Origin of the sequence: Chitinophaga ginsengisegetis, assembly GCF_900168065.1 — a bacterium.
Taxonomy (GTDB): Bacteria; Bacteroidota; Bacteroidia; order Chitinophagales; family Chitinophagaceae; genus Chitinophaga; species Chitinophaga ginsengisegetis.
This window is the reverse complement of record NZ_FUZZ01000001.1, coordinates 1967418-1991196: the sequence shown is the minus strand read 5'-3', so window position 1 is coordinate 1991196 and position 23779 is coordinate 1967418. Positions and strand designations below refer to the sequence as shown.

22 protein-coding genes are annotated in these 23779 nt (G+C 48.9%); 13 read left to right on the top strand and 9 right to left on the bottom strand.

Features of this window, described 5'->3' with window-relative positions:
• Positions 1-13 precede the first annotated feature (13 nt).
• Together B5Z18_RS07910 and B5Z18_RS07905 are read right to left on the bottom strand one after the other, a co-directional pair.
• Positions 14-1198 carry a FecR family protein gene (locus tag B5Z18_RS07910; protein WP_079468832.1) on the bottom strand — a complete coding sequence of 395 codons (1185 nt, stop codon included), beginning with the start codon at positions 1196-1198 and terminating at the stop codon, positions 14-16.
• A gap of 93 nt (positions 1199-1291) precedes the next feature.
• Positions 1292-1858: an RNA polymerase sigma factor gene (locus B5Z18_RS07905; RefSeq protein ID WP_262488111.1), complete on the bottom strand. Its 567-nt coding sequence runs from the start codon at positions 1856-1858 to the stop codon at positions 1292-1294.
• A 272-nt stretch (positions 1859-2130) separates the two neighbouring features.
• On the opposite strand from B5Z18_RS07905, the gene B5Z18_RS07900 reads away from it, so the two are divergent.
• The 4 genes from B5Z18_RS07900 to B5Z18_RS07885 all read left to right on the top strand — a co-directional run bounded on the left by B5Z18_RS07900 (position 2131) and on the right by B5Z18_RS07885 (position 4518).
• Positions 2131-2622, top strand: a complete 492-nt coding sequence (locus B5Z18_RS07900) for a DUF4240 domain-containing protein (RefSeq protein ID WP_079468830.1) — start codon at positions 2131-2133, stop codon at positions 2620-2622.
• 18 nt (positions 2623-2640) lie between these two features.
• The gene (locus B5Z18_RS07895) at positions 2641-3153 is read left to right on the top strand and encodes a hypothetical protein (protein ID WP_079468829.1); all 513 of its coding nucleotides are present in this window, start codon (positions 2641-2643) and stop codon (positions 3151-3153) included.
• 222 nt (positions 3154-3375) lie between these two features.
• Positions 3376-3741 (top strand): winged helix-turn-helix transcriptional regulator, encoded by a 366-nt coding sequence (locus B5Z18_RS07890; protein WP_079468828.1) that lies wholly within the window; start codon positions 3376-3378, stop codon positions 3739-3741.
• A 78-nt stretch (positions 3742-3819) separates the two neighbouring features.
• Entirely contained in the window at positions 3820-4518 is a 699-nt protein-coding gene (locus B5Z18_RS07885) for a DUF2147 domain-containing protein (RefSeq protein WP_079468827.1), read from the top strand.
• Positions 4519-4523: 5 nt separating this feature from the next.
• On the opposite strand, the gene B5Z18_RS07880 is transcribed toward B5Z18_RS07885, so the two are convergent.
• The 3 genes from B5Z18_RS07880 to B5Z18_RS07870 form a co-directional block, all read right to left on the bottom strand.
• Positions 4524-6476, bottom strand: a complete 1953-nt coding sequence (locus tag B5Z18_RS07880) for a gamma-glutamyltransferase family protein (protein ID WP_079468826.1) — start codon at positions 6474-6476, stop codon at positions 4524-4526.
• 69 nt (positions 6477-6545) lie between these two features.
• Positions 6546-7049: a DinB family protein gene (locus B5Z18_RS07875; RefSeq protein WP_079468825.1), complete on the bottom strand. Its 504-nt coding sequence runs from the start codon at positions 7047-7049 to the stop codon at positions 6546-6548.
• 9 nt (positions 7050-7058) lie between these two features.
• On the bottom strand, positions 7059-7469 hold the full coding sequence (locus B5Z18_RS07870) for a Dabb family protein (RefSeq protein ID WP_079468824.1): 411 nt from the start codon (positions 7467-7469) through the stop codon (positions 7059-7061).
• A 208-nt stretch (positions 7470-7677) separates the two neighbouring features.
• On the opposite strand from B5Z18_RS07870, the gene B5Z18_RS07865 reads away from it, so the two are divergent.
• From B5Z18_RS07865 to B5Z18_RS07835, 7 genes are all read left to right on the top strand, one after another.
• Positions 7678-9189 (top strand): sensor histidine kinase, encoded by a 1512-nt coding sequence (locus B5Z18_RS07865; protein WP_079468823.1) that lies wholly within the window; start codon positions 7678-7680, stop codon positions 9187-9189.
• A 4-nt stretch (positions 9190-9193) separates the two neighbouring features.
• Positions 9194-10378, top strand: coding sequence for a DUF4407 domain-containing protein (locus B5Z18_RS07860; RefSeq protein WP_079468822.1), 1185 nt, complete (start codon positions 9194-9196; stop codon positions 10376-10378).
• A 35-nt stretch (positions 10379-10413) separates the two neighbouring features.
• Positions 10414-11112 (top strand): LytR/AlgR family response regulator transcription factor, encoded by a 699-nt coding sequence (locus B5Z18_RS07855; RefSeq protein ID WP_079468821.1) that lies wholly within the window; start codon positions 10414-10416, stop codon positions 11110-11112.
• Between the two features lie 57 nt (positions 11113-11169).
• The gene (locus B5Z18_RS07850) at positions 11170-11760 is read left to right on the top strand and encodes a TetR/AcrR family transcriptional regulator (RefSeq protein ID WP_079468820.1); all 591 of its coding nucleotides are present in this window, start codon (positions 11170-11172) and stop codon (positions 11758-11760) included.
• 38 nt (positions 11761-11798) lie between these two features.
• A complete protein-coding gene (locus B5Z18_RS07845; protein ID WP_079468819.1) occupies positions 11799-12677 on the top strand; it encodes an alpha/beta hydrolase in 879 nt (292 codons plus the stop codon).
• A gap of 56 nt (positions 12678-12733) precedes the next feature.
• On the top strand, positions 12734-13624 hold the full coding sequence (locus B5Z18_RS07840) for an SPL family radical SAM protein (protein WP_079468818.1): 891 nt from the start codon (positions 12734-12736) through the stop codon (positions 13622-13624).
• A 96-nt stretch (positions 13625-13720) separates the two neighbouring features.
• Positions 13721-14743, top strand: coding sequence for a sugar phosphate isomerase/epimerase family protein (locus tag B5Z18_RS07835; protein WP_079468817.1), 1023 nt, complete (start codon positions 13721-13723; stop codon positions 14741-14743).
• A 40-nt stretch (positions 14744-14783) separates the two neighbouring features.
• Here B5Z18_RS07835 and B5Z18_RS07830 read toward each other — a convergent pair whose 3' ends face one another.
• Entirely contained in the window at positions 14784-15629 is an 846-nt protein-coding gene (locus tag B5Z18_RS07830; protein ID WP_079468816.1) for a dienelactone hydrolase family protein, read from the bottom strand.
• Positions 15630-15695: 66 nt separating this feature from the next.
• Here B5Z18_RS07830 and B5Z18_RS07825 point away from each other — a divergent pair, with 66 nt between their 5' ends.
• A complete protein-coding gene (locus tag B5Z18_RS07825) occupies positions 15696-16907 on the top strand; it encodes an NAD(P)/FAD-dependent oxidoreductase (RefSeq protein ID WP_079468815.1) in 1212 nt (403 codons plus the stop codon).
• Positions 16908-16921: 14 nt separating this feature from the next.
• Here B5Z18_RS07825 and B5Z18_RS07820 read toward each other — a convergent pair whose 3' ends face one another.
• Positions 16922-17719 (bottom strand): FecR family protein, encoded by a 798-nt coding sequence (locus tag B5Z18_RS07820; protein ID WP_079468814.1) that lies wholly within the window; start codon positions 17717-17719, stop codon positions 16922-16924.
• Positions 17720-17901: 182 nt separating this feature from the next.
• Here B5Z18_RS07820 and B5Z18_RS07815 point away from each other — a divergent pair, with 182 nt between their 5' ends.
• Complete coding sequence (locus B5Z18_RS07815) at positions 17902-19083, top strand: proline dehydrogenase family protein (RefSeq protein WP_079468813.1); 1182 nt, start codon at positions 17902-17904, stop codon at positions 19081-19083.
• A gap of 63 nt (positions 19084-19146) precedes the next feature.
• Here the strand turns inward: B5Z18_RS07815 and B5Z18_RS07810 are convergent, their stop codons facing one another.
• Positions 19147-20463, bottom strand: a complete 1317-nt coding sequence (locus tag B5Z18_RS07810; protein ID WP_079468812.1) for a RagB/SusD family nutrient uptake outer membrane protein — start codon at positions 20461-20463, stop codon at positions 19147-19149.
• A 30-nt stretch (positions 20464-20493) separates the two neighbouring features.
• Complete coding sequence (locus tag B5Z18_RS07805) at positions 20494-23490, bottom strand: SusC/RagA family TonB-linked outer membrane protein (RefSeq protein WP_079468811.1); 2997 nt, start codon at positions 23488-23490, stop codon at positions 20494-20496.
• Positions 23491-23779 lie beyond the last annotated feature (289 nt).

The window sequence follows — 23779 nt, the reverse complement described above, 5'->3', positions numbered from 1 at the left end:
GGACAAATAGCGCCTATTGCTCAGGGTCATATGGTGTTACCACGACCCGGTTGTCATTAATATCAAAGTGAACTCGTTTTGTTGTTGACAGGATCTTTAATAAAGAAGCTGCATTTTCCCGCCGGGAAATGATCCCTGTTAAGCGCACGTCCGATAGATCACCCTCATAGGTAACCTCTATATTATACCACCTGGCTATCTGGCGCATGATGGTTTGTATGCTGGTATTGCGGAACCTGAATTTGCCTTCTTTCCAGGCCAGTGTCTGTTCCAGGTCTGCTTTTTCGATGGTGAATGCGGCATCACCGGCATTCAGACTGCCGCCGTAACCAGGTTGCAGCAGGCTCCGGTTGTTGCCATTTACCAGTTGAACAGCGCCGGCTTCCAGGGTAGTGGTAATCGTTTTTTCATCGGTGTAGGCCATAATATTGAAGCTGGTGCCCAGCACGTTTACTTCCATATCAGGATTGCCTTTTACTTTCACCCGGAATGGTTGTTTCGCATTGGCAGCCACCTGGAAATAACCTTCTCCGGAAATCTCCACCAGTCGTTCTTTCCCGCTGAATGTAGTAGGGAAGCGGATGCTGCTGGCGGCGTTCAGCCATACTTTACTGCCGTCTGCCAGGGTAAGCTGGTATTGCCCGCCACGGGGCGTTACCACGGTATTATATACTACTTCTGTGGCAGCGCCTTCTGCTTTATAGGCAAGGCCCTGCGCTGAATTTACGATGCTGCTGTTGCCTTGTTTTGCCAGTGCGCCGGTGTTGGTGCTGTCGAGCGAAATGGTTTTGCCATCCGCCAGCACCAGTACAGCGGTATTGGTGCCTGGCGCCAGGGGATTGGCTTTTTGTGCGGCCACTATAACCGGCTGTTGTTCACGGTTCAGGTAAAAGACGCTTGTTAGTACAGTGGCTCCCAGCAAAGTTGCTGCGGCTGCATACCAGATCATTCTGCGGGTATGGCCGGTAGCGCGGGGAGGTGTTGTTTGCAGGATGTTTTGTAAAATGGCTTCACTATCTTCCGCAGTCAGGCCGCTTTGCGACGCTTCGCTGCTGTACAGGGCCGACAGGATATCTGCTTTGATTTCCGGCTCATAGTCGTTTCCGGCTACCATCGCTTTCAGGCGCAGCAGTTCTTCCTGGCTGATCCGGCCATTCTTATATTTTTCAAGCAGTAACTGTACTTCCGTTATGGACATTATCAGCGATTTTGGAAGGGTGATATGGGGTAAAGACGAGCAACCGGCAAAAAAGGAGTATCCGGGATAAAATTTTTTTTTCGGGAGAAGATATTACCTGCGGAAGATGAGCAGGAACAGGAGAAAGGGGACGATATCATTTTGCAGCCGGGACTTCACAAAAGCCCGTACAGCGTGCATAGCGAGGCTCATTTGCTTCTTAACGGTATGTACCGAGATGTTCAGCTGCTGGGAAATTTCTTCGTTGCTCCAGCCCTGCCGGCGGGCCAGGTACACCTTTTTCCGCTCCGGTGGCAGGCCGGACACGGCTTTGTCCAGGATGGCATCGTATTCCCGCTGCAGCAACAGGTGATCGGTATCATTTTGTGCTTCCGGCTGGTTTTTGAGATGGAAATCATAGGCTTTCAGCCGTACTACCTGTTTTTTGAAGCCATCGTAAATGTGGTTGCGGGTGAGGATAAACAGGTAATCTTTGAATTGTTTGATGTGAGACATATCGGCTTTTTTCAGCCATACTTTCATAAAAACTTCCTGTACAATTTCCCTGGCGAGGCTGCTGTCTCTCAGGTAAAGCATGGCCACGTCATATACCTGCCCGCTGTAGCGTCTGAACAGGATGGTATACGCGTCCCCGTCACCCATGGCAACTTTTTGCAGCAAATCATGTTCATCAGTCAAGGAAATGTCTGGCAAAGCTGGAAGTTTTGTACCCTCACAAAAACAATAACGGGGTAAATTTAGTGGACATGAAATTAATAATAAAATAATTTATGTGAGAGGGAGGTTTTCGCAGCCGGGTTGAAAAGAAAGGAAATTATTGCGTATTTTCAATGCATGCCGATACACTGACCGCTGATTTTACTACGCATTTACACTGCGTTTCCTATGTATATCTTACAGTTAATTCTTAATGATCATTAATTTCTACTCTTATGAATGAATTTAAATTCTGGCAGATTATTGAAGAAGCGTGGGCTGCATCCCCGGCATTACTGGATATGCGCAATACGGCATTGAAAACCAATGATGCTATATTGATCGAGGACCTGACCGGTGAAGTGTATGGCGCTATCACCAATAATATCCGCGATATCCTGCTGCAACTGGATAAGGAGGAGCTGACAGGATTTAATCATATCATGGAAGAGAAATTATTTCAGATCGACCGGGAAGATATCCAGGCATATACGGATGGATCAGACGACGGTTTCCTCTATTGCAGATGTTTTATTGTAGGAATGGGGAAAGCGTACTATGAAATGATCGACGAAAATCCTTCAAAGGCTACCTGCGATGCAGAAGCAGAGATTGTTGGATTTATCGGGTATATGGTGTACCAGGAATTATTTGGAGAAGAATTTGAGCGGTATACGAGACATTGCATCGAAACCTGCTCGAATACCGATGGATGGGGTAAAGCGTAGTTTAAAACAACATATCTTATGAAAGAAGAAATCTATGGCATAGATAAAGATCATGCACATGCACGAGCTATTGCCCTGATATCTGAAGACTTTTTCTGGGACCCCGCCGATGAACTGGCGCCTTTTGGATCAGATGAAGGAGACACCGGACTTGCCTCATACCGGGAATGGCGCCGGGCATACCCCTTTACACCTACCATTGAATGTTTAAAATGGACCATTGAATCTGTAGGGGAAATGGCTTTTGAAGATTATAATGAAACACTGTTGGACAGGGACCTGATCATTCGTATGAAAGAAGATCCTGCATTTGATGATCAGCAGTTTATTTTTACATTGGATGTTTCTGTGATCGCAGCAGGCTTCGGACAACTGGCAGATGAAGGCGTGATTGAAGAAGCCAACAAACCAGTGATCAATATTGCCCTGGAACGGCAAATAGCCTGGGCGCAGCTCTCTGAAAGCAGTTCCTATGCGGAACAACATATCGGGTACCTGAATATCCTGAAACGCGTGCTGGAAGAAGCATAGTATACAGGCATCCCCGGCTGCGCACTGCGGATGCCTGTCTCTCTGAACCATTATCGCTGCCAGCCGGTAGCAGTTACTTCAAAATGCCAGCCCGCCACTTCATAAGCCTACTCAAAATTTTTATGCTTAGCGCCCGCTCCTGTAACAGGAAATACCTTACCGGAAAGCAGGTCCGGGATGAGCAAATGTTCTTAACTTGGAACGGCCTTACACTTGCAGCTTATGATCACACTAAATGATAAAACATACACCTGCCCGGTAGACGTAACACTCGGATTTATAGGAGGGAAATGGAAACTGTTAATACTCTTCCACCTGCATTATTTTACGAAAAAAAGTTACGCTGAAATCAGGGATAACCTGCCGGGCATCTCCGAAAAAATGCTCAGTCAGCAACTTAAAGAACTGGAGCGCGATCAACTGATAGAGAAGAATGTGATCACCAAAAAACCTTACCGCGTGGAATACTATTTATCCACCGAAGGAAAATCACTCGCCCCCTTGTATGAATTTGCCAGCGAATGGGGAATCGCTTATCTCAAAAAACACGATATCGATTATATACAGGACCAGCATCTGTATAAATAAAGCCCCGTGCATGCAACCGGGAGAAACCGCTTAATTACTGCGTTTGTTTGCTTATCTTAAGAAAACAAACGCTATGTTATGAAAAAACTAATCCTGTTATTTACGTTATGCTGTTCCTGCCTGGGTATACTCAGCGCACAGGACTCGCCGTTAGGCGCCTGGAAGTCAGTGTCGGGAGACGCAACCAGCGTGCTGCTCATTACCCCCACCTGGTTTACCGTTACGGATTACAATAGTCAACGCTTCATCACCTCATATGGCGGAACCTGGAAACAGGCAGGCGACACACAGGTGGATGTAGCCATTCTTTTTAATACTGCCAATGCCTCACAGGTAGGACAAAAAACTACGGTGCCGGTAGGCATGGAAAATGGGCAGCTGATCACCAGTAGCCCCGGGGGCGGCAAACAGGAGTGGACCCGTATCGACGATGGAACCGGCCCGCTGGCAGGCAGCTGGCAGATCACTTCACGGGAAAGAGAAGGTAAGATGACACCCATCCCCAACAGCGCAAGGCGAACCATGAAAATACTGACCGGCACCCGCTTTCAATGGGTGGCTATCAACCAGGAAACAGGCGAGTTCTTTGGCTCCGGCGGAGGTACCTATACTTTTGAAAACGGTACCTACACCGAAAAAATTGAGTTCTTCTCCCGCGATAGCTCCCGCGTTGGCGCAGCGCTGTCTTTTAAAGGCAGCGTAAACGGCAACAACTGGGACCACAGCGGCAACAGCTCAAAAGGAGATCCTATTCATGAAGTGTGGAGCAGGGAGTAATTTACTTACCAACCTATTCCATAATCTTCTCCATGATTACTACTGCCACCCCATAAACTGCCATGCACACGATCCATGTAAATAGCATTTATGGGGCCGCTGGTACGCTCTCCAAACGTGAGGTGATAACCCATTTGCTCCAGGGCCTTGCGTGTTTTCTCCGATGTATTATTATTGAGCAGGATGCTTCCCGGACGGGGCTCCCTGTCTTTGATGGTAGTACCGCCTAACGACAACCATAACTGGTTGGTATTTATATTCGCAGCTTCTGTAGCTTGTTGTACCGTCATGCCAAACTCCACTACGTTCAGGAAAAACTGCAACAGGTTCTGGTCCTGTGTATCGCCACCCTGTACGCCAAAGGCCAGGAAAGGCTTACCGTCTTTCAATGCCATCGAAGGCGTAAGCGTTACCCGCGGCCGTTTACCGGGAGCAATCACATTAAAAGGACATACCGCAGAATCCAGCACAAAGCTTTGTGCCCGCTGACTCATACCAATGCCGGTTTTGCCTGCAATACAGGCGGGCAGCCAGCCGCCACTGGGTGTAATAGATACTACCCAGCCGTCTTTATCTGCTGCTTCCACGCTGGTGGTGCCACGCCACAGCCGGTCCATATAGGCGCTGTCGGGTGTGTTGGCGGCATACAGCTGATTCAGATCCCCTTCCGGCGACATAGCATCTCCATGCTGCAACATCGTAGTGGCGTCATGTTTAGGAACAAATCCGCCGGGTTGGCGGCCACTGCTGGTATCTGCCAGCTGCTTGCGCTCCTCCAGGAAATGCAGGTAAGGATTGGTTTTCCCGATGAAAGGATAGGGATCACCCGGTCCTGCGTTTGCATCATTTTGTGCCAGATTGATCTGTTTGGCCCTCGCCTTGCCGTATTCTTTGCTTAACAATCCTTTGATAGCAGGATTGGTATTGAACGCAGGATCGCCGTAATAAAAGTCACGGTCCGCAAAAGTGAGGTTCATGGTTTGATACAGCGTATGAATATATGCAGTGGAATTATATCCCATTGATTTCAGGTCAAAATTTTCCAGGATGTTGAGGCTTTGCAGCAGCATGGGCCCCTGTGTCCATTCCTGCAGCTTATACACTTCTATGCCTTTGTAATTAATATGCAGGGGTTCTTCTTCCACCGGCTTCCAGCGGGCGAGGTCTTCCAGGGTGATGAGTCCGCCCTGCTCCTGGCAGCCACGTACAAATTCTTTGGCAATGTCTCCTTTGTAAAAACGGTCGTACGCTGCCATGATTGCCTCTTTCCTGCTTTTATGGTTGCGCAGTGCTTCCTGTTCTGCTGCTACCATTTTGGTGAGGGTAGACAAGAGGTCCTTCTGCACAAAAATTTCTCCTGCTTCCGGCGCTTCTCTTTTTTCACCGGGGTGTGTCAGGAAAACAGCTTTACTGTAAGGCCATTCGTTAATATATTTTTTCCCGCGTTCAATACTGTTGGCGGTTTGTGCTTCTATCGGGTAGCCGGCCGCCATTTCCATTGCAGGAGCCAGTACCTGTTTTAAACTGAGGGTGCCGTATTCTGCCAGCATGTAGCATAGTCCACCGGCGGTTCCCGGTGTTACTGCTGCAAGCGGACCGTATTCAGGCGGAAAGTCGTATCCTTTTCCTTTATAAAATGCGGGAGTAGCGCCGGTAGGAGCCACGCCCAGGGCATTGATGGCAATTACTTTCCCGGTTTTGGGATTATAGATCAGCGCCTGTGTTTCTCCGCCCCAGCTGAGTACATCCCACATGGTGCAGGTGGCCGCCAGCATAGCGCAGGCGGCATCCACAGCATTGCCGTGTTGCTGGAAGATCATGGCGCCGGCTGTTGCAGCCAGGGGCTTGCCGGTTACGGCCATCCAGTTTTTGCCGTGTAAAGGTGGTTTCTGCGTTTGCTGTGCCTGCATGCCGGTATAATAACCCAACACGAGGGAGAGAAGGAGGAAGCGTTTCATAGGGCTAATTTATAGTTTTACGGATAAAAAATATCCGGATTTACACGAAGGGTAATGGCGGCATCGCTTTTAACGCGCATGCATATCCAGCAGCACTTTGGCCGTAACAAGCAATTGCCCGGTGTGCCGCATAGTATGTTCTGCGGCATGAAACAGTAACCCCAACACGGTAGAGGGGAGCTGTTTTCTGCCTACACCCCGGAAAGCAGTGAGCGTGTCTTCCGGGGTGGCGGACAATTGCATCAGCGATTGATGTACCTGTGCATTGAAATGATCCAGCAGATCATGAAGAGTTGCGCCTGGGTTACCTTCATCAGCCAGGGCGGCAAACTGCTGCTGACTGAGCGCTTCTGCCCTGGCGTAGGTAAACAGCCGGTCGAGCACACCACTCACATGCTGAAGATGATATCCCGGAGAGGCCAGTCCGGCTGGCTTCTCCCATAAAAGATCTTCCGGGAAATCCTGCATTAAGTTATTGATCTCCTGGTTGGCCTGCAGTAAAGCATGCGCCACGGGTTGCAGTAATGCCGGTATATTTTCTACCGGCCCGCTCATCCAGTATTCCGTTGCCATGATATCTTTTTATACTTCTACGGCATCATAAACGATTACTTTCTCCCATAAATGACTACAGTTTTTTATAAACTCCAGGTGAATGGGATGGGTTTGATAGGTGGCCTGTCCGGCGAGGTCACTGAAAAAGATCAGTTCTGATACGCCCCAGCTGTTATCCACTACCTCGCGTTTTTCGGTACTCGCTACCACGCCTACACGCAGGTCACGAACAGTTTCTATTTTCGACAGGGTTTTTACGCCGGCCACCAGTTTATCGCGGTCTTCTTTGGAATCCGGGTTCTTCAGCCAGAAGAACACATGATGTACAATCGGGTATTTCTTTTCCATATTTGTTGAGGGGATTGCTGCGGCAGCGGCAGTACCGGCGGCAAGCGCTGCTGCGGTTCCTAAAAATTTACGTCTGTTGGATGTGCTCATATTGGGCTTGTTGAGGCGATGAAAATAATAAAGATTGTCGATTTATTATAATTATCCCTGTCAGCCCGACACTCATAGGGATGGCTTCCGGAGGGCGTTCTTATTTTACCATCAAAACCGATTTCATACCGGATTACACTACTTTCATCCCATTTTGCCCCTGCTGCATAGCAACAATTGCTATTATTGCCTTAAATACATCAACCTTATGAATCAATTTAAGAAAATTGAATTCGGCATCGTAACCGCCATTTTTGTGTTGCTGATGTTTTCGATCCTATACCCCAGCATTATTTATAACGTATTTGAGCTGCAGGAGATCTATGGCAGAAAGTTCGCCACCTATCACCAGGTGTTCGACTATTACATTCATTACCTGCTGCCTTCTATGGGACGGGTAACGCTGGTGTATGTGACCTTCCTGCTGGTGAATTTTGTAATTGTGCCGGAGTTCCTGGAGAAGGGGAAGTGGCTGGGAGGCATATTGCTGCTGATCCCGGTGGGGGCGTTTTATTTTGCCATGATGATGGTTGCCAATTCTTATTACAATGGCTACCTGCTGGGCGTATATGACACGGTGCGGGGGGCGCATATGTATTTTGCAAAAACAGCTTTCATCACTACTGTTTTTTCCGGCGTGCTCTATGTGGCGTATTATTATTTCCGCAAAGCACTGGTAAGTCTGCTGTCTCCGCGTATTGTAACAGATCCGGCTTTCCGGCAGATGCTTACAGAAATTTGCTGGGCTGCCGGCGCATTTGCGGTATTGTTTTGCCTGTCGTTTTCCGATTCCAGGGACATGGCACTGATGATCTTTTTCTTTGGTCCTTCGCAGATTGCCGTGTTTTTTATTCTCCGTTATAAAGTATTTCCGGCATTCGAGGACATCCACCGGAATAAGAGCTTACTGATCCGGGATGTAGTCTTCACCATCCTGGGAAGTAATGTGCTGATGGCATTGATATGCCGCGCACTGGTACACCGCGACGGAGGCTGGTTTGTGGCGCTTGCACTTATTGGTATAGCGGTATCCACAGGCATTGTGCTGCCCGTTTGCTGGCTGTTGTTTAAAAGCCGCCAGAAGCAGGTGAATACGGTGGTAACGCTGAAGAAAGCGCTGGGGCATTCCGCCGCCAATCTCGACTTCCTGCGTTCCCAGATCAATCCGCATTTTTTATTCAATGCCCTTAACACGCTGTATGGTACCGCCTTACAGGAAGAGGCTGCCCGTACCAGCGAAGGCATCCAGAAACTGGGTGATATGATGCGGTTTATGCTACATGATAACCATATGGAAAAAATTCCATTGGATAAGGAGGTGGCTTACCTGCAAAATTATATCGCCCTGCAACGCCTGCGCGTATTGTCATCTCCCGATATCCTGATAGAAGTAAATATAGATGAAAGTCAATGTCAGCATGAGATTGCGCCGATGTTACTGATCCCTTTCGTGGAAAATGCGTTTAAACACGGGATCAGCCTGCGGCACCGCTCCCGTATCGTGATTTCCCTGAGCTGCACTGCCGATCAGATCTTCTTCGATGTGTATAACAGCGTGCACCCCCGCCCGGAAAATGATCCGGAGAGGGAGGGTATGGGGATTGGTTTGAATAATGTAAAAGAAAGACTAAATTTATTGTACCCTCACCGGCACGAGCTGAGTATCCGTCACACGGCTACTGAGTTTTTTATCCATCTGACAATTGATGTTAATAAATAAGTAAATGAAAAAAGAAGAAGAAGTGGTACCGGGCCCCGATGGCATGACGCGCTTTTTATGGTGGCTGGCCGCTGCTGATGCCGATGTTTTGCAGGAGTGTAAAACCGAGAAAGAGCGGTACCGTATCATCGGTGTATCTGTATTGGTGACGTGGATGTTTGCCACACTGTCGTGGGGCTATTTCTTTTCCACCATCGTAAACGATGATATGGTGGTAGCCGGGCTGGCGCTGTTTTTTGGCTTTGCCATTTTATCGGTCGACCGTACGCTTATTGCCGCCATGTCGCGCACCAACGGCAGCATAAAAGTGATGCCGGTAATATTTCGTTTAGTCCTTGCCGTTACTATAGGTTTGTTTATTTCCCAGCCTGTGGTATTAATGTTATTTAAGAAAGATATCGATACACAGCTGGAACTTGGCAAGCAGGCAAAGCTCGATGCTTACCGCGCGCAACTGGTAAAGCTCAATGCCGGCCAGATGGCCACCCTGCAGCAATCCCTTGATCAGGGCAAGCAGCAGCTGGCGCAGAAAACCGCGGAGCTGAAAGTATATAAAGATGGCTACATCAAAGAAACCGACGGCACCGGCGGCTCCGGCAGAATAGGAGAGTCGGACATTGCCCGCGTAAAGAAATCGGCTTATCTCAAATCGGAGGAAGAACTGCAGGCCATGCAAAGAGCCTGGGAGCCGCAGCAGCAACAGCTGCAGGCACAAATGGCACGTATGCACAGCGTGGACAGCCTGAAGGAAGCCGTATATGTTAGCACACTCACCAACGGATTCCTGGCGCAGATAGAAGCCCTGAACGAACTGACCGAAACGCATCCGCCGGTAAAACAACGCTACCGCCTCATTGTATTTATCATTACCCTCATTGAAGTAATGCCGCTGCTTAGCAAAATACTGATGCCCAAAGGTGAGTACGATGAAAAGCTGGCTGCCGCCACTGCCCAGGGCGTAGCCTCCGCACGGCTGCAAACAGACACCGGCAAAGAATTAATGGAACACTACCAGGCTGCTGCACTGGCAGCCGATAAGGAAACGGTGGACCACCTGTTTGAATCTACCCGCGACCTGCGCCGCGAACAGGCTGATGCCCTCGTAAAAGAGTGGCAAAGCCGGGAAAACAGCCAGTACCAGAATCTCTGGCAGCAGGCCCGGCGACTCCTGCTCGGCAAAATTAGTTAGATCCCTGTATTGCTTACCCGTAAAAATAGCCAAAGATGACTGCTATTGCGATAGATGATGAACCGGTGGCGCTGGCTGTTATCAAAAATCACGCTGCCAAGGTTCCCTTCCTGGAAATGAAGGGTTTTTTTACCAATGCTTTTGAAGCAATCGACTTTCTCAGTAAGGAAAAAGTAGACCTGCTGTTCCTGGATATTAAAATGCCGGATATCTCCGGGCTGGATTTTTTATCCAGTTTGCCGCATCCGCCCATGACGGTTTTTACCACCGCCTATTCTGAACATGCGGTGAAAAGTTTTGAGCTGGACGCCATCGATTACCTGCTCAAACCCTTTTCCCTGATACGTTTCATGAAAGCCTGCAATAAAGCCAATAACCTGTTGCAGCTGAAACAACAGAATGGCGTTCCTGTGAATAAGGAACAAACAGACTACATCTTTGTGAAAAGCGGCTATGAACAATTCCGCATTGTGCTGGATGATATCCTCTACCTCGAAAGCGCCGGCAATTATGTGAACTTCATCCTCACCGACCGTAAGCTCATTTCCCGCCTGTCTATGCAGGAGGCGGTAGATCTGCTGCCCATCGGCTCATTCACCCGTGTGCACCGCTCCTATATTGTGGCTAATAAAAAAATTGAACGCGCCGACCGCAACTCTCTTTACATCAAAAACATACCAATCCCCATTGGGGCGGCCTATGCACCGGCGATTGAACGCATCTTTAATTTATAACTCCGCGTAGAAAAAATATTTGCCAGAATGGACCAATTGGTCTAATTTGCTAAAAGCATGGGTAAAGCAGAAAAAACACGCCAGTTCATTATAGAAAAAGCCGCTCCTATTTTTAACAAAAAAGGAGTGGCCGGCACCTCTATCAGCGACATCCTCAAAGCCACCAGGCTGGCGAAGGGAGGTGTGTACGGCAACTTTTCCTCCAAAGAGGAAATAGTGATGGAAGTGTTTGATTATATCGCGGAAGAAGAGAAGCTGAACCTGCGGCAGGTAACCGCTACCGCTAATACTTCGGCCGGTAAGTTTGAAGCGTTGTTTGAATATTATACCCGCTTCCCGGCGGAGCAGAAAATAGCCGGTGGCTGTCCTATGCTCAACTTCGGCGTGGAGGCAGATGACACCAACCCGGGGCTGAAGAAAAAAGTGAGCGAACTGGTACTCTACTACCAGTCGCGCATCGCCAAAATGGTGCAGTACGGAAAGGAACACGGCGAGTTTAAAAAAGACTGGGACGAACGGAAATTTGCTATCCGCATGTTTACCATGCTGGAAGGCGCTATACTCGTAAGCAGCGTACTCGGACATAATAAACAGATGCTCGTGGTACTGGAAGCGCTAAGAGAAGAAATCAGGCATCATTCTCTTTAACTTTTTTTATTCCTAAAAATAAACCAATCGGTCTAAAAATGCAACACCAGGTTTTACCATTGTCACTGCGGATGACCGGTGCGATATTATCCGCCATGAGCCGCCCGTTTCCGGTTACCACGGCAAAGCTGTTTTACCGGCTGTACTGCACACCGCCCGCATTAAAGCTCCGGCCGGTACATCAGCAGTTCCGCGATCAGGCCGTATTGCAGCATTTGGAGGTAACCAGCTATCCTTTCGATAATGCGCCCCTGAAAGTAACTACCTACCGCTGGGGAACCACCGGCCCCAAAGTATTATTGCTCCACGGCTGGGGTGGCAGCCCTCTTCATTTTAAACAACTCATCAGTTCAATGGTGGCGCAGGGCTACCGGGTAGTGTCCTACGATGGGCCGGCACACGGCCTTTCCGGCGGCAAACGCACCAACCTGGTGCAATGGATGCATGTACTGGAACAGGTGATGCAACAGGAAGGTCCCCTGCATGCTATCGTTGGCCATTCGTTCGGCGGACTCAATGCCGCGCTTACCCTTTCCCGCAAAAATGTACACGTGCCACGCCTGCTGATGCTCAGCACCGCATTGAGCGCACCCGTATTCTTTGATGAAGCGCTCCGCCTGTTCCGTATCCACCCGGTAGTAATGCCCGTGCTGCATCAACTGATCCGGCAAAGATTGAAAGAAGACCTCTCTGAAATGGACATGCACCGCTACATCAATAACATCAAGGCAGATAAAATATGGATGGCTTACGATACTACTGACACCCTCGCAAAAGCCACGGAAATAGACGACTACCTGCAGCAATACCCGGCTATACAATCGCTTCGCATCACCGGCGACGGCCATTTCCGTATCATGCGGCATGAAGCCGTGTTACAGGGTATCCTGGCGGTACTGGCAGCCGACGTAACATAAAAAGCTACATGGGACCATGAAATAAAATCCGGACCTTTGGTGATATAACTTCGCATATGCCCAGGTATATAACGGTTACGTCACTACTGAATAAAACCAAAAGAAGGGACCCCTGGTTCCTGGACGACTATACCATTAATCCGTATAGCGGTTGCGCATTCAACTGTTTGTACTGTTATATACGCGGTAGTAAATACGGTATCAACATGGCAGAAAAGTTATCGGTGAAAGAAAATGCGTTAACCATTCTTCGCCGGCAACTCGCAGCCAGGGCGCGTAAGCAGCAACAGGGCTTTGTGGTGCTGTCGTCTGTAACAGATGCATATCTTCCGCTGGAAGAAAAGGAACTGCTCACCCGGAGCATCCTCGAACTACTGCTTGAATACCGTTTCCCGGTACATATCATCACCAAATCGCCGCTGGTATTACGCGATCTCGACATCCTCCGGCAAATCAACGAACAGGCCGTATTGCCCGCTGATATGGCTTTGTACCGGCACAAGGCCATGATCACTTTCTCTTTTAGTACCATCGATCCAATTATCGGGAAACAGTTTGAACCCGGTGCGCCTGATCCCGCACAACGGTTGCTGGCCCTGAAATCCTGCGCAGATGCAGGGTTTATGACCGGCGTGAGTTTAATGCCTCTCTTACCGTTTATCACCGACAGGCCGGAGCAACTAGCACGGCTATACGCTGCTTTTCACCAGCATGGCGCGCGGTATGTATTTCCCGCTTCCACTACGTTGTGGGGAGACGAAGCGGCCGATAGCAAACAGCTGGTGATGCAGGCCGTGCAGCAATACTATCCGCAGTATGCGGAACAGTACCGCCTTCTTTTTGCCCACGGCAGCCAGGTTCCGGCCACTTACAACAACGCCCTTCAGGCCGCAGCAGCGGCGGAAGCGGCGCGTTATCATCTTCTTTCTGAAATCCCTTTTAAATAGTTCTTTTTTCTTTCTCCCTGAAAATTTATACGCTTAAACTTGCTTTCCCCCGTGTAAATGAATATTTTAGGAGAATGAATTTTAAAACCCACGTATATGAGTAATGTTAACAACCGCAGGCAATTCCTGCGTCAAATGGGCGTGTACACTATGGGAATGGGGATGTTGCCCGTTATACTGGCCGCCTGTAATGAGGGGAAGTCCACGAAGAGTGAAGGCGACAGCGCCGCTGCTGCAAAGCCCGGCGAAGCTACTGCCCACGAGCTTTTCTTTAAGATCTCGCTGGCGGAATGGTCGTTCCATAAAGCTTTGTTTGCAGGTAAAATGAACCACCTGGATTTCGCCTCCCGCGCAAAGAATGAATTCGGTATTGAAAACATCGAATACGTGAACCAGTTCTTCAAAGACAAAGCAAAGGATCAGGCATACCTCGCAGACATGAAGAAACGCGCCGATGATTTGGGTGTTCGCAGCGTACTCATTATGTGCGATGGGGAAGGAGAAATGGGCGACCTGGATGTGAAGAAAAGAATGAAGGCGGTTGAAAATCATTACAAGTGGGTGGAAGCAGCTAAGTTCCTGGGTTGTCATGCGATCCGTGTAAACGCAGCAGGAGAGGGATCTCCGGAAGAAGTAGCCAAAGCGGCTGCAGATGGTCTCACCAGGCTGGCTACCTTTGGAAAAGAACATGACATCAACGTGATTGTGGAAAACCACGGGGGCATGTCTTCCAACGGCGAATGGCTGAGTGGCGTAATGAAAACCGTGAACATGCCCAACTGCGGCACCCTGCCGGATCTGGGCAACTTCTGCATAAAAAGGAGCAAACCGGAAAGCAACACGCCGGAGGCATGGGCTAAAACTACCTGCCTCGAAGAATACGACCGCTACAAAGGTGTGGCAGAACTGATGCCTTTTGCAAAAGGCGTGAGCGCAAAAACATACGACTTCGATGCCAACGGCAACGAAGTAACCATCGACTATACCCGTATCCTCAAAACAGTGAAAGACGCCGGCTTCAATGGCTTCATGGGTATTGAGTACGAAGGCGAAAAATTATCTGAAGAAGAAGGTATCAGGAAAACAAAAGAATTGCTGCTCAGACTCGGCGGTAAGTAAAGATATTTCAGCGGAGGGACATCTTCCCTCCGCTGAACATTTACAGTGAAAATGCTTTTTTCAGAAATGGCACCACATATCCATAGGCATCCGCAGTAGCGGCGCTGTCGAAAATAGGGTTGCTCGGATTGGCAAAGCCATGCGCCGCATCATAACGTTTAACCGTGAGTGTTTTACCCGCTTCCTTCATGTTCTTCTCAAATTCATCTACTACCTGCGGGTTAATGCCTTTGTCTTTGTTGCCGAATAATCCCAGTACCGGCCCGTGTAAAGTTTTCAGCTTACTCACATCTTTCTCAGGCATGCCGTAATACATCACTGCGCCCACATTTTGAGGCCCCGCCAGTAAACCCGACTGCAAAGACAATCCACCTCCGAAACACCAGCCAATGGACGCTATTTTAGCCGTTTTCCCGGCATAGGTAATTGCCCCCTGCATAATGGCCTGTAATCGTTCCCTGGGGGCTCCCTGCATTAATTTAGCGGCATCTTCCCGGTTGGTAGCTACCTTTTGATCATACATGTCCACGGCCAGCACATTTACTTTGCCTCCCAGGTCGTTATACAGTTGCTCCGATTGCTTTTTTATGTAGTCGTTGAGGCCATACCATTCCTGGTACACCAACAGGTATTTATCCGAGGTTTCTTTGGCTTTGAACAGAAAGCCATGCGCAGGTGTTCCATCTGTAGTGGGAAACGTGACAGCCGCGCCGGTAGTTCCCTGGTAGGTGAATGGCAGCGGGTCTTTGTGCGCCATGCGGAATTCTTCCTGGCTGGCCAGTGCGGCAAATTCCGTGATGGCATCTGTATGGCAGCAGGGAGCCGTTTGGGAAAAAGCACTCACAGCCATGAGTAAGCAGCTGGTTAAGAAAGTTAGTGTTTTCATGACAGTTTGATTTTGCTGACAGAAGATACGAATTTCTTTGGTGCAGCTTTTGTAAAATCAGTAAATATGGATCTTCAGTCAGGTTACCCTTATTCGCTCATCCGTAACGGCCTCCCATATAATTATCCCTGGCTGGAACAGGACATTCGTACGCACGTGGCAGTTATAGGCGGCGGTATTTCCGGCGCGTTAACGGCCTATGCCTTAACAAAAGCAGGCATCCCCTGTGTAGTAGCCGACGCCCGGACCATTGGCCTCGGCAGCACCGCTGCCAGTACTTCTTTGCTGCAGTATGAAATCGATACGCGTTTATCTGAGCTAAGGGAGAAAGTAGGCATTCGCAATGCCAACCGCGCATACGAACTATGCGCCGCTTCTATTGATGAACTGGAGGCTATTTGCAAAGCCCTGCGCTTCCCGCATTTTGAAAGAAAGCATAGTTTGTATCTCGCTTCTTACCGGAAAGATGTAAAAAAGTTATCGGAAGAACTGGAAGCCCGCCGTAAGCTGGGGCTGAAAATGGATTGGTGGGACGCCGCAACAATAAAAGCAAAGATGGGCTTTGATGCGCCGGCAGCCATCTATTCACATACCGCTGCACAAACAGATGCGTATATGCTCACCCATGCGCTGCATCAGCACAATATTAAACAGGGCGCATCCGTATTTGACCGTACCGCTATAGTGGATATTGATTTCCGCCCGCGCAGCGTGGTGTTGAAAACTTCGCAGGGGCACCAGGTTACGGCGCGCTATCTCGTAATCGCCACCGGGTATGAGGTGCTGCAATATATCAAAACTCCACTGCTGAAATTAACTTCTACCTACGCCGTGGCAAGTGAACCCAATCATGCGCAAGAACAATGGTACCAGGATTGCCTGATCTGGGAAACAAAATCCCCATACCTCTACATGCGTACTACCAGCGATCACCGGGTGCTGATAGGAGGGCGTGACGAACCTTTTTATAACCCCCGCCGCCGGGATAAGCTGATTCACCGCAAGGCGAAAGACCTGGAAAAAGACCTGCGGAAGAAATTCCCGGAGCTGCGTTTTCATCCGGAGTTTAAGTGGACAGGTACCTTTGGCGCTACGGAAGACGGGCTGCCTTTCATCGGCGCATTCGCGCCCATGCCGCATACCTTTTTTGCACTGGGCTTTGGCGGCAATGGCATCACTTTCAGCCAGATTGCCGCCAATATCATTACAGACCTGGTACAGGGAAAGAAAAATCCCGATGCGGCCATCTTTTCTTTCAACAGGAAAACAGGTAACTAACGGTAATGGATATACTAAAATGTAATCACTACCTTATTGTCACGGATCTTATATTTGAAATGCTGTTGCTCGCCGAGGTTGTTCAGCACATCTTCCAGCGACGCATGAAAAAAAGCAGCGTCTTTGATCGCGGGCGCTTTGGATGCATCGCCCTTCATTTCCACTTCCACGCCAAACCATTCTTCCAGCATGCGGGATAGCGCCATGGGATTAGTGTTATTTATCCGCAAAGTATCAGACAACCACGTTTCCAGTTCCTCCGGTTGATAGGTTTCTTTTTCCATCAGGTCAATTTCATTATTGGCCAGGATCATCTGTCCGCGTTCCAGTATTTCCGGCTGGTTATCGGTGGCGGAATGATAGGATTTTCCTACACGGATCTTCCCGTTGAGGAGGTATACGGTAGCGCCATGCTGACTGGCAAAGGAGCGCATTTTGAATTCGGTACCCAACACAGTAGCCCTTAATTTATCGCTGGTAACAGTAAAAGTATCGGTAGATGGAACAACGGCAAAGAATGCATCGCCATCCAGGATCACCGCACGGTTGCCCTGTAAATAATTGGCGGGTACTTCCAGTACAGAAGCAGAGTTAAGTATTACGCGGGAGCTGTCGGGCAGCGTAACGGCAGTACGACGGCCGGTGGTGCCCTTATAGGTTTGGTATCCGATGCCCGGCGTTTTCAGGTTCACAGGTGCATTTTCCGGCGCTTTTGTCTGGCAGCCGGTGATCACTATTCCACCCGTTAACAACAACGCCAGCGCATTACGGCTGGAAAAGCAACGGGAGATAGTATCAGGTTTAAATAGCATATTCCGGGAATTTTGTATGTATTCAAAAAGACCTAAAAGTAATAAAATAAACACCGGTAAAGGAGTATGCTTCAACAATTTCTGAGAAGCAATAGACAATATCTGTTAACGCTGTTAAAAAGATATGCTGATATTATAATGATTTTTGTTTAGAAGCCGGACGCACCCTAACTTTGCGGCCCATGGAAAAGCAGCTACCTTTATCATTTGATAATACCGCTATCGCATTTGAGGCAAAGACCGACAAGGCACTGAAAAAAGCCAACTTTCTCTTTAGTAATATCGGGAAGCCCTGGCTGGTAAAATTGGGCGCCGTGATGACTCCCATCGCCTTTAAACTGGGGTTACCCATTAAAGGCATTATTAAAAGCACTATTTTCTCACAGTTCTGCGGTGGGGAAACCCTGGAAGAAGCGGCTACCACTGCGCTGCAGCTGGGGAACTATCATGTAGGGGTAGCACTCGATTATGGCGTGGAAGCAATGGAAGGGGAGGAAAGCTACGATGCCGCTGTTCCTGAATTCATCCGTGCTATCCAATACGCTGCCACCAGACCCGATATTCCTTTCATCGCTATAAAAATTACCGGCTTCGCCCGGTTCGATCTGCTGGAAAAAGTACACCGCAAGGAAACTTTAACCCCGGCCGAACAACAGGAATATACCCGTGTGCGCAACCGCGTACATGCCATCGCTGAAGCAGGCGCCCGTCATAATGTGGCCATCCTCGTGGATGCGGAAGAATCCTGGATCCAGGACCCGGTAGACGCCCTCACCGATGAAATGATGTCACTGTTCAACAAAGGAAAGGTAATTGTGTACAATACCTTCCAGATGTATTGCCACGACCGTTATCCTTTCCTGAAGGTATCCCTCGATAAAGCGGTAAAGAATGGCTACCTGCTGGGCGCCAAACTGGTACGCGGCGCTTACATGGAAAAAGAAAACAAACGCGCTGCAGAAAATAATTATCCAACCCCTATCCAGCCAAGCAAAGAGGCTACGGATAAGGATTACGACGCAGCGGTAAAATTCTGTCTTGATAACATCGATAAGCTCGCCGTTTTCATAGGTACGCACAACGAAAACAGCTGCATGTTTGCCGCGAGGTTACTCCACGAAAAAGGATTGCCGCACAACCATCCGCATGTCAGTTTTTCACAGTTGCTGGGCATGAGCGATAACATCACTTTTAACCTGGCGCATGCCGGCTATAACGTCAGCAAATACCTGCCGTATGGCCCCGTAAAGGAAGTAATGCCTTACCTGATCCGCAGGGCGCAGGAGAACACCTCCATCGCCGGGCAAATGGGCCGCGAACTGGCACTGATCAGAAAAGAAATGAAGAGAAGGGCGATGGCATAAAGTCATAAAAAGAGCGAAGCGCATCCCCGGATGCGCTTCGCTCTTTTTATGACGATACTATTCTTAAATATTGTTTTCACTCTGCGGCAACGGATACCTCGGCCACACATCATCATCCGGCCTGTCTTTAGGCAAAGTTCCCAACAGGTTATATCTCCTTACATCTATCCAGCGATGGCCCTCCATAAACAGGGAATAACGCCTGTTGTATAACAGTTCCGTAATTAGTGCTGCCAGTGTAGGGGGGCCGCTATATACCGGAAGGTTATGCGCTGTGCGTATACGGTTGATGGCCACTGTGGCATCGGGGATCGCATTTTTCTGCATCTTCGCTTCTGCATAAATCAATATCAGTTCCTCGTTCCGGATAATGCTGATGGGCGCATTTAAGGAGGTCCATACTATCACATCACGGTTACCGGTTAAGCCGCTCTGGCTGGCGGAGGAAGTGCGCAGCGATGTTTTGGTGATGCGGTCATCACCTGCAATGATATTGGTGGCAAAAGAAGGATGCGCTACCCTTATTTCTCCATTGCCATTTGGCGGGAGATACATGGTATTGGCAAGGTCGCCGCCATTGGTGGAAAAGGCATGATAAACACCATTGTTCAACGGGCCGTTGAGGTCAAAGAATGATTCATTGAGCGCGCTCAGTGCGTTGTCCCATTTCTGTTGATAAGTATACACCCTGGCAGCAATGGCGCGGTTGAATTTAATCAGGCCCGCAGCATTTTTAAATCCCAGGAATCCATCTGACAAAGGAAAAATAACTTCCGATCCGGTGAGGTCAGCTTTTCCTTCATCGAGGAATTTTAATATAGAATCCATCACTACAGCAGGGTTGGTAATAACAGGCCCCAGGGTAGCGCCATTGGGTACGGGTATACGTACGCCATTGGTATTGGTCATGTTGAGATTCAGCAACAGCTGATAGCCGATCAGTGTTTTGGCAAATCCTGTGAATGCCTTCTTTTGTACATCAGATGCTACTTCTGTACGGGTATTGTTAATGGCATCGAGCAAAATGAAACATTGCCTTGCTACCTGGTAGCGGGCCGACCAGGGGTTGGTAATGTAAAAGGTGTTATTGTCCAGCAGTTTGGAGCCGCCACCCAGCAGGTCGGTGGTATAGCGGGGCTCTGCACCGGAGAAACGGTAAATTTCCCGGCCAATAATACCGGTGCCATCAAGGTAAGTGGAGAGACTGTTGCGCATACCGGATTCGGCGCCCGTTACCAGGTTAAACAAGTCGCTCCTGGAAGGATCGGTGATGATACCGCCTACCACGGGTGTATTCAAACTGTTGATCTCTCCTTTCTGACAGGCGTTGAGGGCCAGCAGGAAAAGAGTTACCGTTATAATGGAAAGATACTTTTTCATATGTAATGATTTTAAGCAGATGGATAATGATCAGAAATCGACGCCAACATGAAAACTGGCCCTTTTGGATGCAGGGAACGGCATAACATCTACGCCTGTTGATAAACCGTTACTGCCGCGGGTTTGAGCGGTAGTAATGGTGTTACTGCCGAAGTTGGATACTTCCGGATCATAGCCCACGTACTTTGTCCACGTAAAGAAATTATTGGCGGATACGCCGACACGGATCGCTTTCAGTATCGCAGTATTTTTGATGGGAATATTGTAATAAAGACCTATCTCACGGATACGCACATACGAAGCATCCTGTACATAGATGGATGCATCGCCGGCGCCAGGACGGTAAAGCCCTGCCTTCGTGCCTTTCATCTCATCATCATAATCAAAAGAAGTAGCTCCGAGATCGGTGAGCAGCTGGGTGAGGTTAATGTTGTCGCCGCCTTTTTTCCAGTGGATGAGGAAACGGAGGGACAGGTTTTTGAATACGGTTAATTCATTGAAGAAGCTCATCTGGAAATCCGGTTCGGCATTGCCGATCAGTTTCAGGTCGCCGTTCACGGTGCCTTTGATCTGCGTGGCAGGTTGTCCTTCTTCCAGGTAAAAAGTACCGAGTGAATTACCAAAGGCGCCAATGGCATACGGAGGAATGATCAGCTTGGTGACTTTGGAACGGTTTTGCCACCAGTTGATGCTGCTGTTCCATCGTACATTGGGCCTGTTCACAGGTATCAGGTTTAAGCCCAGCTCTATTCCTTTGTTTCTCAGGTCACCGCTGTTTTTCCACTCAGTGGCATAACCGGAGGAGCCGGGAAGCGCATGACGCAGTAATACATCGTAGATCTTTTTGTTATAGTAGGTTGCCTCCAGGCTGATGCGGCCATTCAGTACGCTCACATCCAGCCCGGTTTCAAATTCTGTTTGCCGTTCCGGTTTAATATCGGGGTTGCCCTGCAGGTTTTCTACGAGCACGCCGGGGAAGCCGCCGATGTTGCTACCCAGCATCTGGGTAAATTTACTGCCATAGGGAGGTACGTTGCCGGATTGGCCATAAGCTGCGCGCAGCTTGAGGTTATCCACACCGGGTACCTTCCAGAAATCCATTTTCGCAATATTCCAGGAAATGGACCCTTTGGGGAAAACGTAATATTTCTGGTATTCACCGTTGTTGGTAGACCGGTCGAAACGCACACCTGCACTGAAAGTAATGGCATCTATCAGGGAAAGGTCTTCCTGTATAAAAATACCATTGTCCCGGTATTTCTGGCGGAATTGCCGGGTAGTGGTGTTAGCGCTGGCATCCAGGTTACTTTGACCAGACACGAGGTTGGTAGCTACTGTAACAATATTATCAAGGTAGCCGGTTTCCAGTGTGGCGCCGGCTGTACTGGTTAAGCTGAGGTTGTTGTTGGGCGTAAAGGTATTCACAATGAATCCGCCGATATTGGTGTTGGTGTTATTGGTATTGCCCTGGATGGAATGTCCCTGCAGGCCGTTCTCTTCAAACTGGAGGTTGCGTGGAAATAAGGCAGCGGTTTTGAAATTAAAGTAGTCAATACCACCGCGTCCTACCAGCCTGGTAGTGGAGCGGTCGCTCTGTTGCAGGCGTATCTCTATATTACCGCCACCCACAAAACGGTTGGTTTGTTCGTTGTTGATCATGTTATCGCGCGTTTCCAGCGGGTTGGAGCTGGCAAAGGTATTGCGCGGATACTCACCCAGTGCATTGGGGAACAGGTTCACAAAATCAGGCGTGGACGACAACGCCACACCGAGCGAAACGCCGTTGTTATCATTATTGGTCAGCCCCCTGTCGGCGGAGGAGTTGATATAGTTGGTAGTAACGCCTACGGATACACGATCACTCACTTTGTGATCTACGTTCAGCCGGATGGAGTTGTTGAAATAGCCGGTTCCTTTCACAATACCGTTTTCCTGCCGCCGGTTTCCGGAAAGATAGAAAGTAGTTTTTTCGCCGCCGCCACTGAGGGAAATACCGGTGTTCAGCACCAGTCCTGTTTGCCCGAAAATTTCTTTTTCATAGTCAAAGATCTTCCCGGCATTTTTTGCTTCGGTGAACTGCGCTTTATAGGCGGCGCGTTTGGCCTGTACATCAGGATCGGGGTTATCGGCAGTACCTGCAAGATCGGCGGCCGTTTCGGGGGTAAAGGTGCGGACGCCCATCAGGTGCCGCACTTTGGTAAAGCCGGTTTCCTGGTTGAGGGAGATTTTTGTTTTGCCGGATTTACCTTTTTTTGTGGTGATGATAATTACGCCGGCAGCAGCTTTGGCGCCATACATCGCGGCGGCGGAAGCGCCTTTCAGGATTTCAATGTTTTCAATGTCTTCCGGGTTGAGGTCCGCAATACGGCTGGAAGGGTTATCCTGGTTGTTGGGACTTCCGGAGGTAGCAGCGCCGGTTACATCGTTCAGTCCCGCGGGAATGCTGCTGTTATTGAAGAAGATCCCATCTACTACATACAGCGGCTGAGAGTTACCAAATACGGAAGTGATACCGCGCATTTTTACGGAAATACCACCACCGGGGGCGCCGGAATTGGCCGTTATCATGGCGCCGGGCACTTTACCGCTGAGGGCTGCGTCAAATGTTTGTGCAGGCGCTACCCCGTTTAATTCCGTGCCTGAAATAGTAGCTACTGCATTGGCAAGATTACTTCGCTTCACATTGGTGGCTAACCCTGTTACCACAATTTCATCCAGCCGGGCGAAATCTTCTTCCAGGGTCAGGTTTATCACATTGTTACCCGGCGTAAGATTGATTGTTTTGGTTTTATAGCCGGTATAACTCACCATTAAACTTGTGGTGCCGGCCGTGATGGCCAGCGTATAATTGCCATCAGCATCGGTGATGGTCCCTTTGTTGGTGTTGGGAATGCGTACGGTAACGCCGGGAATGGGTTTGCCGCTGACGGCGTCCCTGATTTTTCCGGTGATGTTTTGCTGCGCAAATAGTGCCAGGGTACTGCATAGGCATAGCAGTACCAGCAAGCTGGATTTTGGTAGAAGCATAGCTTGTGATGGTTTAGATAAATGAATGATGATTAAAACGAGGTTACAATATCATGTTGCTGATTATTTTTTGGTTTACAGATAGCACAGATCCTGATCCGATTTTGGTTGTTTAATAAAGTTAATTTTGTTGTGATCCTTGCCGCAAGGGGAACTATAGGTTTTTCATCATCATCGCTGATGGCAAGGACTTCTCACTAAGCCGATCTTGTTGTAACGTAAAATGCTATAGCAGATTACGAAAATTTAAGGGTACTTCCGCTTTTTTTCTTTGACTTAAATATGTTAT

Excerpts from the sequence above, each read along its gene's own strand:
- B5Z18_RS07910 (WP_079468832.1), bottom strand. The coding sequence starts at position 1,198 with ATGTCCATAACGGAAGTACAGTTACTGCTTGAAAAATATAAGAATGGC.
- B5Z18_RS07900 (WP_079468830.1), top strand. The coding sequence starts at position 2,131 with ATGAATGAATTTAAATTCTGGCAGATTATTGAAGAAGCGTGGGCTGCA.
- B5Z18_RS07895 (WP_079468829.1), top strand. The coding sequence starts at position 2,641 with ATGAAAGAAGAAATCTATGGCATAGATAAAGATCATGCACATGCACGA.
- B5Z18_RS07890 (WP_079468828.1), top strand. The coding sequence starts at position 3,376 with ATGATCACACTAAATGATAAAACATACACCTGCCCGGTAGACGTAACA.
- B5Z18_RS07885 (WP_079468827.1), top strand. The coding sequence starts at position 3,820 with ATGAAAAAACTAATCCTGTTATTTACGTTATGCTGTTCCTGCCTGGGT.
- B5Z18_RS07880 (WP_079468826.1), bottom strand. The coding sequence starts at position 6,476 with ATGAAACGCTTCCTCCTTCTCTCCCTCGTGTTGGGTTATTATACCGGC.
- B5Z18_RS07875 (WP_079468825.1), bottom strand. The coding sequence starts at position 7,049 with ATGGCAACGGAATACTGGATGAGCGGGCCGGTAGAAAATATACCGGCA.
- B5Z18_RS07870 (WP_079468824.1), bottom strand. The coding sequence starts at position 7,469 with ATGAGCACATCCAACAGACGTAAATTTTTAGGAACCGCAGCAGCGCTT.
- B5Z18_RS07865 (WP_079468823.1), top strand. The coding sequence starts at position 7,678 with ATGAATCAATTTAAGAAAATTGAATTCGGCATCGTAACCGCCATTTTT.
- B5Z18_RS07860 (WP_079468822.1), top strand. The coding sequence starts at position 9,194 with ATGAAAAAAGAAGAAGAAGTGGTACCGGGCCCCGATGGCATGACGCGC.
- B5Z18_RS07855 (WP_079468821.1), top strand. The coding sequence starts at position 10,414 with ATGACTGCTATTGCGATAGATGATGAACCGGTGGCGCTGGCTGTTATC.
- B5Z18_RS07850 (WP_079468820.1), top strand. The coding sequence starts at position 11,170 with ATGGGTAAAGCAGAAAAAACACGCCAGTTCATTATAGAAAAAGCCGCT.
- B5Z18_RS07845 (WP_079468819.1), top strand. The coding sequence starts at position 11,799 with ATGCAACACCAGGTTTTACCATTGTCACTGCGGATGACCGGTGCGATA.
- B5Z18_RS07840 (WP_079468818.1), top strand. The coding sequence starts at position 12,734 with ATGCCCAGGTATATAACGGTTACGTCACTACTGAATAAAACCAAAAGA.
- B5Z18_RS07835 (WP_079468817.1), top strand. The coding sequence starts at position 13,721 with ATGAGTAATGTTAACAACCGCAGGCAATTCCTGCGTCAAATGGGCGTG.
- B5Z18_RS07830 (WP_079468816.1), bottom strand. The coding sequence starts at position 15,629 with ATGAAAACACTAACTTTCTTAACCAGCTGCTTACTCATGGCTGTGAGT.
- B5Z18_RS07825 (WP_079468815.1), top strand. The coding sequence starts at position 15,696 with ATGGATCTTCAGTCAGGTTACCCTTATTCGCTCATCCGTAACGGCCTC.
- B5Z18_RS07820 (WP_079468814.1), bottom strand. The coding sequence starts at position 17,719 with ATGCTATTTAAACCTGATACTATCTCCCGTTGCTTTTCCAGCCGTAAT.
- B5Z18_RS07815 (WP_079468813.1), top strand. The coding sequence starts at position 17,902 with ATGGAAAAGCAGCTACCTTTATCATTTGATAATACCGCTATCGCATTT.
- B5Z18_RS07810 (WP_079468812.1), bottom strand. The coding sequence starts at position 20,463 with ATGAAAAAGTATCTTTCCATTATAACGGTAACTCTTTTCCTGCTGGCC.
- B5Z18_RS07805 (WP_079468811.1), bottom strand. The coding sequence starts at position 23,490 with ATGCTTCTACCAAAATCCAGCTTGCTGGTACTGCTATGCCTATGCAGT.